Annotated in this window: 17 protein-coding genes; all 17 read left to right on the top strand. The window is 43.0% G+C overall.

Features of this window, described 5'->3' with window-relative positions; translation table 11 throughout:
* The first annotated feature begins 13 nt into the window (after nt 1–13).
* The 17 genes from BM377_RS08200 to BM377_RS08120 all read left to right on the top strand — a co-directional run bounded on the left by BM377_RS08200 (nt 14) and on the right by BM377_RS08120 (nt 16,034).
* Nucleotides 14–526 (top strand): hypothetical protein, encoded by a 513-nt coding sequence (locus BM377_RS08200; protein WP_092246540.1) that lies wholly within the window; start codon nt 14–16, stop codon nt 524–526.
* An 81-nt stretch (nt 527–607) separates the two neighbouring features.
* Nucleotides 608–934, top strand: coding sequence for a hypothetical protein (locus BM377_RS08195; protein WP_092246537.1), 327 nt, complete (start codon nt 608–610; stop codon nt 932–934).
* Nucleotides 935–963: 29 nt separating this feature from the next.
* Entirely contained in the window at nt 964–1,278 is a 315-nt protein-coding gene (locus tag BM377_RS08190) for a hypothetical protein (protein WP_092246534.1), read from the top strand.
* A gap of 43 nt (nt 1,279–1,321) precedes the next feature.
* Nucleotides 1,322–1,843, top strand: coding sequence for a hypothetical protein (locus tag BM377_RS08185; RefSeq protein WP_092246531.1), 522 nt, complete (start codon nt 1,322–1,324; stop codon nt 1,841–1,843).
* A 47-nt stretch (nt 1,844–1,890) separates the two neighbouring features.
* On the top strand, nt 1,891–2,709 hold the full coding sequence (locus BM377_RS08180) for a hypothetical protein (protein ID WP_092246528.1): 819 nt from the start codon (nt 1,891–1,893) through the stop codon (nt 2,707–2,709).
* 81 nt (nt 2,710–2,790) lie between these two features.
* A complete protein-coding gene (locus tag BM377_RS08175; protein WP_092246525.1) occupies nt 2,791–3,609 on the top strand; it encodes a PP2C family protein-serine/threonine phosphatase in 819 nt (272 codons plus the stop codon).
* Between the two features lie 45 nt (nt 3,610–3,654).
* Complete coding sequence (locus BM377_RS08170) at nt 3,655–5,340, top strand: serine/threonine protein kinase (RefSeq protein WP_092246522.1); 1,686 nt, start codon at nt 3,655–3,657, stop codon at nt 5,338–5,340.
* A gap of 38 nt (nt 5,341–5,378) precedes the next feature.
* On the top strand, nt 5,379–5,849 hold the full coding sequence (locus BM377_RS08165) for a hypothetical protein (RefSeq protein ID WP_092246519.1): 471 nt from the start codon (nt 5,379–5,381) through the stop codon (nt 5,847–5,849).
* The gene (uvrC, locus tag BM377_RS08160; RefSeq protein WP_092246516.1) at nt 5,836–7,710 is read left to right on the top strand and encodes an excinuclease ABC subunit UvrC; all 1,875 of its coding nucleotides are present in this window, start codon (nt 5,836–5,838) and stop codon (nt 7,708–7,710) included. The genes BM377_RS08165 and uvrC overlap by 14 nt, the downstream gene beginning before the upstream one ends.
* Before the next feature lie 62 nt (nt 7,711–7,772).
* On the top strand, nt 7,773–8,717 hold the full coding sequence (gene hprK / locus BM377_RS08155) for an HPr(Ser) kinase/phosphatase (RefSeq protein WP_092246513.1): 945 nt from the start codon (nt 7,773–7,775) through the stop codon (nt 8,715–8,717).
* Nucleotides 8,718–8,793: 76 nt separating this feature from the next.
* A complete protein-coding gene (locus BM377_RS08150; RefSeq protein WP_092246510.1) occupies nt 8,794–9,729 on the top strand; it encodes an ROK family glucokinase in 936 nt (311 codons plus the stop codon).
* 78 nt (nt 9,730–9,807) lie between these two features.
* A complete protein-coding gene (gene murB, locus BM377_RS08145; protein ID WP_092246635.1) occupies nt 9,808–10,695 on the top strand; it encodes a UDP-N-acetylmuramate dehydrogenase in 888 nt (295 codons plus the stop codon).
* Nucleotides 10,696–10,751: 56 nt separating this feature from the next.
* Nucleotides 10,752–11,627, top strand: coding sequence for an RNase adapter RapZ (gene rapZ / locus BM377_RS08140; RefSeq protein WP_092246507.1), 876 nt, complete (start codon nt 10,752–10,754; stop codon nt 11,625–11,627).
* 55 nt (nt 11,628–11,682) lie between these two features.
* The gene (gene whiA, locus BM377_RS08135; RefSeq protein ID WP_092246504.1) at nt 11,683–12,624 is read left to right on the top strand and encodes a DNA-binding protein WhiA; all 942 of its coding nucleotides are present in this window, start codon (nt 11,683–11,685) and stop codon (nt 12,622–12,624) included.
* Between the two features lie 13 nt (nt 12,625–12,637).
* Nucleotides 12,638–12,901 (top strand): HPr family phosphocarrier protein, encoded by a 264-nt coding sequence (locus tag BM377_RS08130; RefSeq protein WP_092246501.1) that lies wholly within the window; start codon nt 12,638–12,640, stop codon nt 12,899–12,901.
* A gap of 219 nt (nt 12,902–13,120) precedes the next feature.
* Nucleotides 13,121–14,074, top strand: a complete 954-nt coding sequence (locus tag BM377_RS08125; protein ID WP_092246498.1) for a GNAT family N-acetyltransferase — start codon at nt 13,121–13,123, stop codon at nt 14,072–14,074.
* 166 nt (nt 14,075–14,240) lie between these two features.
* Nucleotides 14,241–16,034 carry a Na/Pi cotransporter family protein gene (locus tag BM377_RS08120; protein WP_092246495.1) on the top strand — a complete coding sequence of 598 codons (1,794 nt, stop codon included), beginning with the start codon at nt 14,241–14,243 and terminating at the stop codon, nt 16,032–16,034.
* Nucleotides 16,035–16,084 lie beyond the last annotated feature (50 nt).

Below are 16,084 nucleotides of genomic sequence, written 5' to 3'. Positions count from 1 at the left end.
AGGAAGATTAGAAATGATGATGATAGCAAAATACAAAGGGAATTTTTATAACTATTCTTGTGAGAAAGAGAAGATTGATTGGAATCATAATGTGGCAATAAATTGTGGGAAGAGCTATTTATCAACCAGAAGACTTGAAAAACAACTGTCTGGATTCATTAAACGAAACGACATAATGTATATGAAAATTGATGAACAGAGTCTTTCGGATATTTTTTATATTGAGTATATTGTCGGATATGATACAGACTTACCAAGCATTCCGACAGAATGGATAGTTCAAGATATCATTGATGAAAAAATTAAGGTTGAATATGGACTGGGACATCTTCCGGGATGGAGTGCATGTGACAAATATACGAGCTTTAATCTAATTGATAAAGATGACATTAAATCGTCAAAGCTGCAATATGTATATACCAAAAAGGATGGGATAAAGTATAGCGAACCAGTAGTAGATGAAAAAAGGGTAGATATTGATGAGTTAATTCGTGTATATAGAGAATATTGGTGGAAAAATTTATAAAAGTAAGCGGAAATTCTTTGCTCTGGAGGATTGGGGAAAAAATATAAAGTAAAAAGATTCATTAGTTAAGAGGAATTAAAAATGAATATTCCTGAATTAGAGGAGACATTAAAGAAAGAAGATTTGCTTGAGATACATATGGATGGTACCGTTAAAAAATATGTGAAAGGCGAAGTGATATATAAAAATGGCGAATGGCAAAAATATACAGATGTATTCGGAATAGTTAAGTCTGATGAGGGGTTATATTATACTTTTATAAATGACTCTGAAAGAGGAATATCTGATTACACTAGTATGTACGGGACTGAAGAAGAGGCATGTGAAGATTTATTAGAGATGATTAGAAGAAAGGACAGAATATATAAAAAATCATTGCAATGGTATACAGAAAAAAATAAAAAGTAAAAAGATTCATTAGTTAAGAGGAATCCAAAATGAATATTCCTGAATTAGAAGAGGTGTTAGAGAAAGAGGATTTACTGAAGGTACACATGGATGGTACCGTAAAAGAATATGTTAAAGGAGAAGTGGTTTATAGTAATAATGAATGGCATAACTGTACAGATGTATTTGGAATACATAAGTTAGAGGACGGAAGATATCGCATTTTCATAACGGAATCTGAAAGAGGAATGCCTAGATATTCTAAAGTTGTAGCCACTGAAGAAGAGGCATGTGACTTATTAGTGGAGAAGGTTAGAAGAGCAGAGAGCATATATCAAGACAAGTTAAAATGGTATACATCTTAAAGAAGAACCGTAATGCGTGTGAGTAAAAAGGTATAATACAGCCATGAATATGATAGCAAAATATAAAGGAAATGAATACCGCTATACGTGTAAGATTGTACAATTCGGTGAAGATTGGAGATTCTATAAGGCGGAACATGCTGATTATAGTCATATAATTACAAGTGATCCTCAAAAATATAGAATGGATTTTCAGCCGAATAGTTATGGGGATATGGCAAAAAAAGTAGATGAAGAAGAATTGACAGATATTTTCTATGTAATGTGTTATGTGGATTATGACACCGGATTGTCTAAGATTCCTACAGAGTGGTTAGTTAATAATATTATAGATGGAAAGATTGAAATTGAGTATGGACTGGGATTGCTTCCGGGATGGTTAGGAATCGAACAATATGTATGCAGGAAACAGCTAGATAGAAATGAGGTGTCAGCGCCGAAGGTAAGGGTTGTATACACAAAAAAAGATGGGGAAATGTTATCAAAACCTTACGTTGAAGAGAAGAATGTTGATATTGATGAATTGATTCGAGTTTATGAGCATTATTTACGGGACAATCTGTAGAAATAATTATTTTTACTGTATGAAAACTATTTGGAGGAAATAGATTAATGATCCTTAAATTTATAAGCTTGGCAGTAGCTTTTCTGCTGGCTTTTATCGCAATGAATATAGTGAACAATAAAGGCTATTACGGAGCTAAGATCGGATTTTTCTTTTATGGATTGGTAACTCCGATCATAGCTTTGATACATGCGAATATCCTACCGGACAAGACAGACAGTACAAAAAGACAGTTTTCGTCAAAGGCGGTTCTTTTCAATGTCCTGGCGGAGATATTTTCGGTTTATGGATTTTTTGCATCGTTAATCACATCATTCGAAGCTATAAAAATGGATGGGTTAATTGCTTTTTCAAGCGTTATGGCGGCACTGTATTCCATAATGTTTATATTGGATGGAATATTACCGCTTCTTCTTGTCATATCAATATTGCTGATAAGAAAATATAGATTTTCACAGTTTGTGTACGGAGGATTTGTTCTGTCTTCGGTTATTAATCTGGTTAGAATGATGGTTGTACTGGTAAGGAATATTACGGCGGAATCCGGTGAGATCATCTTTTATATTGCTTTCACAGTTGGAGCATTTATGGTTGGATTGGCATATGTCTTGCTTTTTCGAATTGTCAGCCATTACGGAATAAAGGGAGAGCGACTTTCTACAGGAAAGTTTAAATTTATATTTATCGCTCCTGCTTTGCTTATATTCTTTAGTATCATAGTAAAAATTATAGGAGCAATAGTTGGTAAATATATGATATTGTCCTTTATATCATCATTGCGTGTGCAGTTGTTTTTAACGATTCCGACACTAGTCTTTTTGGGATTATTCTATTTTTATGATAGCCAAGATATAGCTGATAAATAGAAGCAGAAAGAATTGATACTCCCAATGAAGTTTTATATAATATAATCCAATAGCTATGCTAATAATGATCTAGGTGACAACATGGAATTTAAAGTGTGCTTTTGCACTGACAAAGGCCTGGTGAAACAGGTCAATCAGGACGCCATCATGGTTAAGGTGGCGGGAACAAGTCAATACGGAAAGGTTCTGATGGGCGTTTTGTGCGACGGAATGGGCGGACTGTCTCAGGGAGAGGTTGCAAGTTCGGATCTCGTTGCGGCTTTCGCGACATGGTTTGAAAAGGGACTCCCGGCGGCGCTTTCCGGAAAGAACAAGACAGAACGGCTCGACAATGAATCGGAAGGCGAACAGGCGGATGTCCGGGCGGAGATTCAGTACCAGTGGACAGAGCTTATTAACGACGTCAACAAGAGACTGGGCGCGTTCGGAAGAGCAAACGGAGCCAAACTGGGAACCACCGTTGTCGCTATTCTTTTTATCGGCGATGAATTCATTGCCGTCAATGTCGGCGATTCACGTATATATATGTTAAAAGACAAAGAGAAAACGCAGATCACTCATGATCAGAGCGTTGTCCAAAGTCTCATAGACAAGGGCGTTATGACAAGAGATGAAGCGGAGGAGAGCCCTCAGCGAAGTGTTCTTTTGCAATGCGTCGGTGCATCCGAGACGGTCAAGCCACAATTTATTTTTGGAGAAGTTGCCCCCAATACCTCAGCAATACTGTGCTCTGACGGTTTTTGGCGCAAACTCACCGAAGAAGAATTTACAGATGGACTTGACATTTTGCCCGATGTAACAGAAGATGATATGCAAAAGAAACTTGACGAGATTTTGGAACTTATTAAATCAAAAGGCGAGAAAGATAACATTTCTGCCATACAAATTTACGCATACTAGTATTGCGCTATGACGAATACGCGATATTAATGATAGGAAGCAGCTATGTTAGAAATAGGAAGCATTGTCGGAGGGAAGTACAAGGTACTTAATGTAATAGGCCAAGGCGGAATGAGCACGGTTTATCTTGCGATGAACGAGCGTGCCAACAAGCAGTGGGCGATCAAAGAGGTCAGGGAAGATGCCGTGACCAATTTCCAGCTTGTCAAGCAGAGCCTTATAACGGAGACTGAGCTTTTGAAGACTCTTTCTCATCCATATCTACCGAGCATCGTCGACGTTATCGAAGAGGATGGTCGCTTCCTTATCGTTATGGATTATATCGAGGGCAACACTCTTGAGAGAGCGCTTGATTACATCGGACCACAGCCTCAGGAGTACGTAATAGAGTGGGGAATCCAGCTCTGTGACGTTCTCGAGTACCTTCACACAAGAGAACCCGCGATCATATACAGAGATCTTAAACCGTCCAATATTATGCTTCGTCCCAACGGAACGATCACACTTATCGATTTTGGTACGGCACGTGAGTATAAAGAAGAAAATACCGGCGATACTTCATACCTTGGAACCCGTGATTACGCGGCACCCGAGCAGTTCGGCGGAATGGGACAGACCGACGCAAGAACAGATATTTACTGCCTTGGAGCGACGTTGTATCACCTTGTTACCGGACACAGCCCGAGTGAGCCTCCGTACGAGTTCAAGCCGATAAGAGACTGGAATCCGGCGCTTTCACCCGGACTTGAGTACATCATAAACAAATGCGTACAGAGTAATCCCGAGGACAGATACAACTCCTGCGCGGAAGTAATGTACGATCTTCAGAACTATTTAGAGCTCGATAAGGGCTACAGAAAAGAGGCTAAGCTCAGCGTTTCTCTTTTTGTTACCGTCCTTATTATTTGTTTCCTTGCTACAGTAACAGCGATAGATTCACACAGCAGGGCTAAAAACATAGTGGAGGAAAGCTACATCGAATATAAAGCTGCCGCTAATGCCGCAGAGGATGAACTGACCGCGACCACTTTGTACACGAAAGCTATAATGGTACAGCCCACCAATAAAGACGGATACCTCGATCTTCTTAATAAAGTCTTCCTTAAAGATGAGGTTTTGACCAAGGAAGAAGACGAGCTGATCAGACAGATCATGATCACTCCCGTAGATAACAGCACCATAGAGAAAAAACTTTCTCAGGATAAAGATGCTTATGCGGCAGTGGCTTATGAATATGGACTTGCGTATTTCTACAATTATAATGATACAGGCAACAAGCAGATGGCTGCCAAGTGGTTTGAGCTTGCAACAAGTCAGAGAAGACTTCCCAAGTCCAGACAGGAAAGAGCTACAAGGCTTGGCAAGATCTCACAGTACTATTCGATCATAGGAAAAGAGTCTAAGAGTGGCGATAAGGAAGTTAGCTACATGGACTTCTGGAACGATCTCGTAGCTATAGCAGACGGTAATATTGCCAAGGCTGACAATGTAGTAACTGCTCTTGTAATCTATAAAGAGCTTGCAAGCCAGGTATATAATAATGCCAATAAGTTCTACGCAGACGGTGTAGGGCTTCAGGAGATGACAGACGAGCTTTATGCTATTCACACTCATATTGAGAAAGATATTATTATCTCTTATGAGCTTACGCAGAAGCAGAAAGACTTAATGGAAGAGACGCAGAGAATCGTTGATTCGGCATTGGAAGTGCTGGACAACGTCGGCAAATGATTGAAGTTATCTCTTTTGCGGGATAACGGAGGATTGATATGGACGGAAATATTCAATATTTCAATATGGTTGCGACTGTTTCAACCATCATAGCTGTAGTTATGTTCTTGCTTGCCATTCTTATGTGGTTCAAGCTTGGAATGTATCACTACATCATGGTTCTTAGCGGCAGCAGTGCAAGAAAAGGTGCTGAGAAGATCAGACGAGCAGCTCAGGAACAGGGCGCGCAGAGTGGCCATATAGGCAGCGGCAAAGCCGTAGTTACATGGGGCACTTCCGAGAGCCTTTGGAAAAAAGCAGAGAACTTTTTTGAAGGTAAGAACGAGAACTACCTTCTTTATAGTAAAGACCTCAGATACTTGGAGCAGACTATGCCCCTTGAAAGTGCTGAGGAGTATGCTACTAGGGTACTTGAAGAGATCAAGGATCCAGAGCCCGAGCCGGATAACAAGTCCGATTTCATTATCGAGCGTGAGATCATAAGCAAGTATTATAATGGCAAACTTTGATGTCAAAGAAGAACTAAAAAAACTCCCGAACAAGCCCGGGGTCTACATCATGCATGATGCCAACGACACCATCATGTATGTAGGCAAGGCGATAAACCTGCACAATCGTGTCAGGTCTTATTTTCGTTCAAATATAGGTCGCGGACCGCAGATCGACAGGATGGTCAAGCAGATCGCGAGATTCGAATACATTGTCACGGATTCCGAACTTGAGGCACTTGTGCTCGAGAACAATCTCATCAAGGAGCACTGCCCAAGATACAATACCCTGTTAAAAGACGATAAGACATACCCCTACATTAAAGTCACGGTAGCCGAGGATTATCCGAGAGTTCTTTTTTCCAGACTTATGAAAAAAGACAGATCGAGATACTTCGGCCCTTTCACGAGCGCGGCAGCGGTAAAAGACACTATCGATCTGATAAACAAACTCTACGGACTCAGGACCTGCAATAGGAATCTTCCGAGAGATATCGGGCTAGAGAGACCGTGCCTTAATTATCATATGAAGCAGTGCTGCGGCCCCTGCACCGGTGAAGTCACCAAAGAGCAGTACAGAGAAAGGGTCGATAAAGCGCTTGAATTCTTGGGCGGCAATTACGGCGTCATTATAAAAGAGCTTGAGCAGAAGATGCAGGATGCGTCGGACGAGCTCGATTTCGAGGCAGCGGCGCGCTACAGAGATCTTCTTGCGAGCGTCAGGGTCGTTGCGCAGAAGCAGAAAATGACAGACTCTTCTATGGAAGATAAAGATATCATCGCGATCGCATCGGATGACAAAGATGCGGTAGTTCAGGTATTCTTTGTGCGAGACGGAAGGCTTATCGGCAGAGAGCATTTCTATATGACACACGTGTCTGAAAATCCGCAGGCCGAGATCCTTCAGGATTTTGTAAAACAATTCTATGCGGGCACACCGTTTATTCCCAGAACCCTTATGCTTCCTGAGACAATAGAAGACATGGAGATCATTGAAAAATGGCTCTCGACAAGAAAAGGCAGCAGGGTATATATCACCGTCCCCGAAAGAGGTCAGAAGGAAAAACTCATGGAGCTTGCGGCGCAGAACGCACAGCTTGTCTTAAGTAAAGATAAAGAGCGCATCAAGCGCGAAGAAGGAAGAACAATAGGAGCGGTAAAAGAGATTGAAAAGCTCCTTGGTATAAAAGGCCTTAACCGAATGGAAGCCTATGATATCTCGAATATCAGTGGCTTTGCCAATGTTGGTTCAATGGTCGTATATGAAAAAGGTAAACCTAAAAAGAGTGACTACAGAAAGTTTAGGATAAAAACTGTCGCGGGTCCCGATGACTACGCGTGCATGCACGAAGTCCTTACGAGGCGTCTCCTTCACGGAATCGAAGAAAGACAAGAGCTTGAAGTAAGAGATATCGATGCGAAATACGGAAGCTTTACCAAGTTTCCCGATCTTATACTTATGGACGGCGGACGCGGTCAGGTCAACATCTGTTTGCAAGTTCTTGAAGAACTTGGAATCAAGATCCCCGTATGCGGAATGGTCAAAGACGACAATCACAGAACCAGAGGCCTATATTTTAATAATGTAGAGCTGCCGATAGATACAAGGTCCGAGGGCTTTAAGCTCATCACCAGGATTCAGGACGAAGCGCACAGATTCGCGATAGAATATCACAGATCCCTTCGCAGCAAGTCGCAGGTCAAGAGCTCTCTGGATAACATTCCCGGCATAGGCCCGGCAAGAAGAAAAGCGCTGATGAAGCATTTCAGATCGATAGAAGATATCAAGAACGCAACTGTCGAGGAACTCTCTGCGGTTCCCGAGATTCCCGAGAATGTTGCGGCAGACATCTATGGCTTTTTTCACAGCGAAGCAAATTGAAGAAGTATAGTTTCTATGATATTATTTAGCCGTATATAGTTAATGCTTATTGGGAGGTCTTTATGGCAAGCGTTAGTCTTAAAACCATCATCGAGAAAATGAAGCTCGATAATCTGACACCCGAGCTGGACATCAAGAAGATCCGTATCAGCCAGCCTGATATCAACAGACCGGCACTTCAGCTCGCAGGTTACTTTGAACACTTTGAAGCGACCAGACTTCAGGTAATCGGATTCGTTGAGTACACGTACATGGAGTCTTTTTCCGACGATGAAAAAGAGAAAATGTACAAAGAGTTTCTATCGTTTGATATTCCGGGAGTTGTTTTCTGCAGAGAGCTCATTCCGGATCCTATATTCATAAAGATCGCATTGCAGGAAAAAGTTCCTGTACTTATGACCAAGAAATCAACTTCCGCATTTATGGCGGAGATCATCAGATGGCTCAATGTTAAGCTTGCGCCCTGCATTTCAATCCACGGCGTTCTTGTCGATGTTTACGGTGTCGGCGTTCTTATCACGGGTGAGAGCGGAATTGGTAAATCAGAGACTGCAATAGAGCTTATCAAGAGAGGACATCGTCTTGTATCCGATGATGTTGTTGAGCTTAGAAGAGTAAGTGAGGAGACGCTTATCGGCTCGGCTCCCGATATAACCAAGCACTTCATCGAGATGAGAGGTGTCGGAATCATCGACGTTAAAACCCTCTACGGTGTATCGAGTGTAAGAGAGACCCAGACGATCGACCTTGTTATCAAGCTTGAGGACTGGGATAAAGATAAAGAGTACGACAGACTCGGTCTTGAAGAAGAGTACACAGAGTACCTCGGAAACAAGATCGTGTGCCATCGCATCCCGATTCGTCCCGGACGAAATCTTGCTGTCATCTGTGAGTCCGCAGCGGTTAACCACAGACAGAAGGCAATGGGTTACAATGCGGCACAGGAGCTCTACAACAGAGTTCAGAATTCACTTGCAAAGAGAAGATCAGAGGAAGACGACGACTGATCTGAAAGACAGAAATAATCGGAGGCAATATTTCTTTTGACTTCGTTATCATATTTATAGAGGAGAATTATAGAAAATGAGCAGATATGTATTTGGCGTAGACATCGGAGGAACTACGGTTAAGATCGGACTTCTCACTGAGGCGGGCGAGAAGATCGAGGTTTGGGAGATCCCCACAAGAACTGAGAATCACGGAGAGAATATCCTTCCCGATGTTGCGCAGTCTATAAGAGCCAAGATGAACGAAAAGGGCATCGACGATTCTGAAGTTATCGGTGCGGGCGTAGGTGTTCCCGGTGCCGTTAATGTCGACGGCGTTTGCCATCAGGCGGTTAACCTTGGCTGGGAAAAGATGAATGTTGTTAATGAGCTTCATTCAAGACTTAAGCTTCCCGTTAAGGCAGGAAACGACGCTAACGTTGCGGCTCTCGGCGAGCAGTGGAAGGGCGGCGGACAGGGTTATCCCAACATGCTCCTTGTAACACTCGGAACCGGAGTTGGCGGCGGTATCATAAATGAAGGCAAGATCCTTACAGGTTCAAGAGGATCGGGCGGAGAGATCGGACACATTCACCTTGTAGATGATGAGCCCGATGCATGCGGATGTGGTAATCACGGCTGCTTTGAGCAGTTTGCGAGCGCAACCGGTGCAGTAAGAATTGCAAAAAGAGTTCTTGCGGAGTACGACGATGACAGTGTTCTTCGCGGCAAGGACTTTGCTTGTAAAGATATTTTCGATGCAGCAAAGAACGGCGATAAGATCGCAAAGATCTGTGCCGATAAATACGGCTATTATCTCGGAAAAGGTATCGCAGCGGTTGCAACTGTTGTTAACCCTGAGATCATCGTTATCGGCGGCGGTGTTTCCAAGGCCGGCGATATGCTCTTTGATCTTTTGATGCCAAGCTTCAAGAAGTATGTATTCTCAGGCTGTGCAGATGCTAAGTTTGCTCTTGCAAAGCTTGGAAACGATGCGGGAGTATTTGGCGCAGCTAAGATGCTTCTGTATTGATAGAGCGAGGTCTGAAAAGGCTATAGTCAGACGTTTATAGAGGTGAAAGTTTTTTTGAATAAAGAAGTAGTTGAGTATATGAGACAGATTGTCTCATCCGAAAATGTAATAGAGAACGAAGATATGAGCAGGCACACAACGTTTAAAACGGGTGGGCCTGCGAGCTTATTTATAAGTCCGGCTGACACCGAGCAGCTTAAAAAGGTTATCGAAGTACTTGATCGTATTTCCGCAGCCTTTTTTATCCTCGGAAACGGAAGCAATATTCTTGTGTCGGACAAGGGCTTTGACGGAGCGGTTATTTCACTTAGGAAGTTTTCCGAGGTTACGCTCAAGGATGACACAACGATCGTGGCGGGAGCCGGAGCACTTAATTCAGCCATAGCTTCTTTTGCCAGAGATAATTCACTTACGGGTTTTGAGTTCGCTGCGGGGATTCCCGGAACAATAGGCGGAGCGATGATCATGAACGCGGGAGCCTATGACGGTGAGATGAAGCTGGTGACCAAAGAGGTTACGGTGCTTTCTCCTTCGGGCGAGATAATGGTGCTTGATAATTCGACCATGGAATTCGGATACAGGACCAGCGCGATAAAGGGACGAGGATATGTTGTTCTTTCCGCTGCGTTACAGCTTGAAAAGGGTGACCAAGAAGCCATAACCGCAAAGATGGCGGAGCTTGCTTCAAGAAGAAGGGACAAGCAGCCGCTCGAATATCCAAGCGCAGGTTCTACTTTTAAAAGACCCGAAGGATATTTTGCGGGTAAGCTTATCGAGGATGCGGGGCTTCGCGGATACAGTGTCGGCGGCGCCGCGGTTTCGGATAAGCACTGCGGATTTGTTATCAACAAGGGCGGAGCGACTTCGTCCGATATATATAGACTTATAACTGAAGTAAAAGATAAAGTGCAAAAAGAATCAGGTGTTGAGCTCGAGCCTGAAGTAATAATGCTTGGTGAGTTCTGAGCACTTTGATGTTTTAATAGTTTTTGGTTTGAAAGATATATAAGGAAGGCTAATTTATGAGGTTCGTTATTGTAACCGGAATGAGCGGCGGCGGAAAAGCTACCGCGATACATATGCTTGAGGATGCGGGATTCTACTGTGTTGATAATCTTCCCGTTTCTCTGATTGAGAAGTTTGCGGAGCTTATAACGCTTCCCGAGAATGAGATAGATAAGGCGGTTCTTGGAATTGATGCAAGAGCCGGTGAAAGATTTGACCAGGTTGCGGGAATGATCGATTCCCTTAAAGAAAGGGGAATCCCGGTTGAAGTTCTTTTCATGGACGCTAGCGACCAGGTGCTCATCAAGAGATACAAAGAGACAAGACGTGTTCATCCAATGAATGTAAATGCAACGGGCAATCGTATCGAAGACGGTATTGCCAAGGAGAGAGAGGTTCTTGCAGAGGTCAAGAAGCGTGCGGATTACGTTATCGATTCCTCCCAGCTTCTTACTAGAGAGCTTAGAGAAGAGCTCGACAGGATCTTCGTAAAGAACGAAGACTACAATTCGCTTATGGTCACGATTCTTTCATTTGGCTTTAAGTATGGAATTCCTTCGGATGCCGATCTTGTTTTTGATGTAAGGTTTTTACCCAATCCCTTCTATATAGATGAGCTCAAACCACAGACGGGAAATGATAAGCCCGTTCAGGATTACGTTAAGAGCTTTCCTGCATGCGGGGAGTTCCTTGATAAGCTGACGGACATGCTTACTTTCCTTATTCCGGGTTATGTTCAGGAAGGAAAGTATCAGCTGGTTGTAGCAATAGGTTGTACCGGCGGTCAGCACAGAAGCGTCACCATTGCCAATGAGCTTTATGACAGGCTCAAGGCTTCGGGCGGAAACTTCGGACTTAAGCTGGCGCACAGAGATGTCAAGCACGCGAAGTGATCGGACTTATAATTTTTCGATGCTAAGGTTTTGATAGAGAGAAACAAGGTGAGATATGTCTTTTTCATCGGATGTAAAAGAAGAACTTGCCAGGCATATCGGGAATTCAAGACACTGTCAGTTGGCTGAGATAGCGGCCATAATATCCGGCATCGGATACATAAAAACTGACAGCGACGGGCATAAGGAACTGTTCCTTCAGGCCGACAATGAACTGATAGTCAGAAAGTTCTTTACATTATTAAGAAAAGCATTTAATATAGGAACTAGCATTTTGGAGAAAGATGCTGATATCAAGGAAAATGGGCGTGTTTACAGGCCTGTGCCGATTGAAGAAACGGTTCTTGAAGCTTGCCTCAAGGCAGTTAAGCTCGTTACTCCCGAGGGAGAGCTTAAGGACTTACAAGACGGTATCAGCCCCATGGTCACCAAGAACTCATGTTGTAAAAGAGCATTTATAAGAGATTCTTTTTTATGTCTTGGTTCCATAAGCGATCCCAACAAAGGATATCATCTCGAGTTTGTCTGCGATCATGAGACTCAGGCAATCCGGTTACAAGAGATGATCGAGAGCTTTGATATCGAGGCCCGCATAGTTAAACGCAAAAAGTATTATGTGCTCTATGTTAAGGAGGGCTCGGGAATAGTTGATCTTCTTAATATAATGGAAGCTCATGTAAGCCTTATGAATCTTGAGAATCTCAGGATAGTCAAGGAGATGAGGAATTCCATCAACAGGAGAGTCAACTGTGAGGTTGCCAATATAACCAAGACGGTTAATGCAGCCACCAAGCAGATAGAGGACATAACGTATATAAGAGACCATTACGGTTTCGACAACCTACAGGATAGCCTTAGAGAAATGGCAGAGGTAAGGCTCGAGCATCCGGATGCAACACTTTTGGAACTGGGAAGTTATCTGGAGCCGCCTGTCGGTAAATCCGGTGTTAATCATCGTCTTAGAAAGTTAAGTGAGCTCGCTGAGAAGCTGAGATGAGGAGGAAATTATTATGTTAACAAAATCTGTTGAGATCAAGTTGCCCAGAGGGCTTGAGGCTAGACCCGTTGCTGAACTTGTTCAGCTTGCGAGCAAGTACGAGAGCACAGTGCACATCGAAGCACAGTCCAAGAAAGTAAACGCTAAGAGCATCATGGGAATGATGACACTCAACCTCAATTCGGGTGAAGAGGTTACCGTGATTGCTGAGGGTACGGACGAAGCAAATGCTGTTGCCGATATGGAAAGCTTTCTTCTTGGAAACGGCCAGAAATAAAAAAAGACCCTAAAAAGGGAGGATGCCAGGTAAGCTAACTTACCTGGCATATTATGAAAAAGTTTTATTTGGTATTGTCTTAACTCATCTGACAATATTATATTAACAGGCGAGTATGTACAAAAGATGATTTGAGGTAACCATTCTTTTAATTAATTGTAAATAAATTATGAACGCGAGGATTCCTTAGGGAATCTTTTTCTGTTTAGGAGCCCATCAGTGCTGAAGAAGATCTTGTTTTATATTGATAAAAAGAATATGACGGACAACGAAGTCGCAGCAAATATTAATGAGGCGGCGGAGTATGTAAAAAGCTGCGGGTTCGATGTAACGGTTAAGCTTGCAGGCGGTGTCGGAGATGAAAGAAAAGCCGGCGAGAAAGATCAAGACTCGACGGAAGGCGTCTCGTTGGAAGAATCTCTTTTTCTCACGGATTCGAGTCTTGCTGCGAAGCTACTTACCGAGACCGGAGCCTATGTTGTCGGATTGTCTCACAAGCTCAACAAGAATGACGATTTCTCCGGGCTTAAATATGTCTTTACCGATATACAAGACGTCGATATCGATTCTTATATAAAGGCATATCAAAGATATGCGCATCTTCCGTGGGAAGTTATCAAGACACCAAGACTACTTATAAGAGAGACCACACTTTCCGATGTCGACAGATTCTACGAGCTATACAAGGATCCGGAGATGACCAGGTATATGGAAGGCCTCTTTGAAAATCCCGAAGATGAGAAGCGCTATCAGAAAGATTATATTGAGAAAGTTTACGGCCTTATGGGCTTTGGAATATGGACAGTAGTAAAAAGAGATGACAACACCGTCATAGGAAGAGCGGGATATTCCGTAAGAAACGGCTTTGATGATATCGAGCTTGGCTTTCTTATAGGAAAAGACTATCAGGGACAAGGCTATGCCTACGAAGCCTGCGATGCGATCTTGCAATACGGAAAGGAGATTCTTCTTTTTGAAAAAGTCCAGACACTTGTAAAAGAAGAAAACACCGTATCGATTAACCTATGCAAAAAGCTTGGATTTACGGAGCTTGATACCGTAGAAGTTGAAGAGAATATCTACGGCGAAGAGTATAACACCGTAAAAACGGGAGGTGCCAAGCAACCAAATGCCGCAAGAGGCAAGTATGTAAGATTGATGAAACAGCTATAATATCAGATGCCGGAGAACAAGCCAAGAACGCAGTGTTTTTCGGCATCCTTTAATTTAAGGTGGCTTTTTTCCTCTACATCCTTTAATATATATGTGTAACAGAAGGATTATAGTTTGATAGGTACGGAGAGTGAAGCTCTTAATGATGAGTGCCTATGGAGGAGAAATGGACCCAAAAGAATTATTTACTTTGATAGCAGGACTGATAGGTGGTCTTGCGATGTTCCTTTACGGAATGAATGTTATGAGCGGAGGTCTTACCAAGGCCGCCGGAGGAAGGCTTGAAAGTGTACTTGCTAAAGTAACCAAGCATCCTATAATCGCGTATTTATTCGGTGTCGGTGTTACCGCACTGGTTCAATCATCATCCGCATCTACCGTAATGGTAGTCGGTCTCGTTAACTCGGGAATTATGACTCTTAAGCAGGCAGTCAATGTTATCCTTGGTGCCAACCTTGGTACAACATTTACAGCTTGGCTTCTTTCACTTAACGGTATCAGCAGTGAGAATTTCTTTGTAAGCTTACTTAAACCCAAGTCATTTACACCTTTCCTTGCAATGATAGGTATAGCTCTATATATGTTCTCCAAGAACGACAAGAAGAAAAACATCGGAACAGTTCTTCTCGGATTTTCTGTTCTTATGTTTGGAATGAGCAGCATGTCGGATGCCATGGCTCCGCTTAAGACCAATGAGGAGTTCAAGCAGCTTCTTACAACATTCAGCAATCCCATTATCGGATTCATGGTCGGAATCATTTTCACAATGGTTATCCAGAGCTCGGCCGGTACTATCGGTGTGCTTCAGGCGATCGCGAGGGATGTTCCCGTATTATACAGTGTAGCAATTCCCGTCGTAGTGGGAGCCGAAGTAGGTACATGTATTACAGCCATTCTTTCATCATTCGGTGCCAATAAGAACGGTAAGAGAACAGCTCTCATGCACCTTTACTTCAACCTTATCAAGGCTCTTTCATTCATGATCATCTTCTATATAGTAAACAGCATTGTTCATTTTTCTTTTATGGGCAACAGGATCGGAATGGCAGGAATCGCCGGAATTCATACGCTTATTAACTTAGTCGCAACGCCGCTCATGCTTCCTTTTGCGGGATTACTTGTAAACCTTGCGCTTAAGACAATTCCTATAGATGAAAAAGAGAAGAAGGAGCAGGAGGAACAGCAGGGAATCCGCACACTCGATCCCCGCTTCCTTTCAAACCCGCCCTTTGCTCTTGAACAGGCAAGACAGGCAGCCATTGATATGGCTAACATGGCAAAAGATTCCTTGTACAAGGCTGTAGACCTTATTACCGATTTCAAGGAAGATGTAGCGGAAGAGGTTGATTATCTTGAGAGAAAGGTCGATCAGTACGAAGACCAGCTCGGAACTTATCTTATGAAGATAAACAACCATCATCTTTCACCCGAGGACAGCCATACACTTTCAGTGCTTCTGCACTGTATCACAGACTATGAGAGAATAAGTGACCACGCGCTCAACATCATGCAGAAGGCTCGTGGAATGAGCGAGAACAAGAGAAGCTTTACACCCAAGGCGCAGAGCGAGATGGATATCTTTTCTTCTGCGGTAAAAGAGATCGTGGATATGTCGATCAATGCGCTTAAGACTCAGGATCCCGAAGTTGCCAAGACTATCGAACCTTTGGAAGAAGCTATTGACGGTATTCATAAAGAAGTTAAGCGTCGTCACGTAAGACGACTTCGCAAAGGAAAATGTACGATCGAGCAGGGCTTTGATCTTAGCGACATCGGAACCGATTATGAGCGTATCGCCGATCACTGCAGTAACATAGCTGTCGGAATCATTGAAGTTAATGAGGATGCATACGATGCTCACGGTTATCTTGAAGCACTTAAGGCCGAAAAGAGAGAAGGCTTCGAGCAGGCAGTTGATTTCTATGAGCGCAAGTACGAACTTCCTTCAGTAAAGTTCTAAGCATAAACAGAAACGCACACACCGTGCATTTACAAGAATCAGGTAATAAC

The sequence above is a fragment of the Butyrivibrio sp. INlla21 genome (assembly GCF_900116875.1).
Lineage (GTDB): Bacteria > Bacillota > Clostridia > Lachnospirales > Lachnospiraceae > Butyrivibrio.
This window is presented reverse-complemented; position numbering and strand designations above follow the sequence as displayed.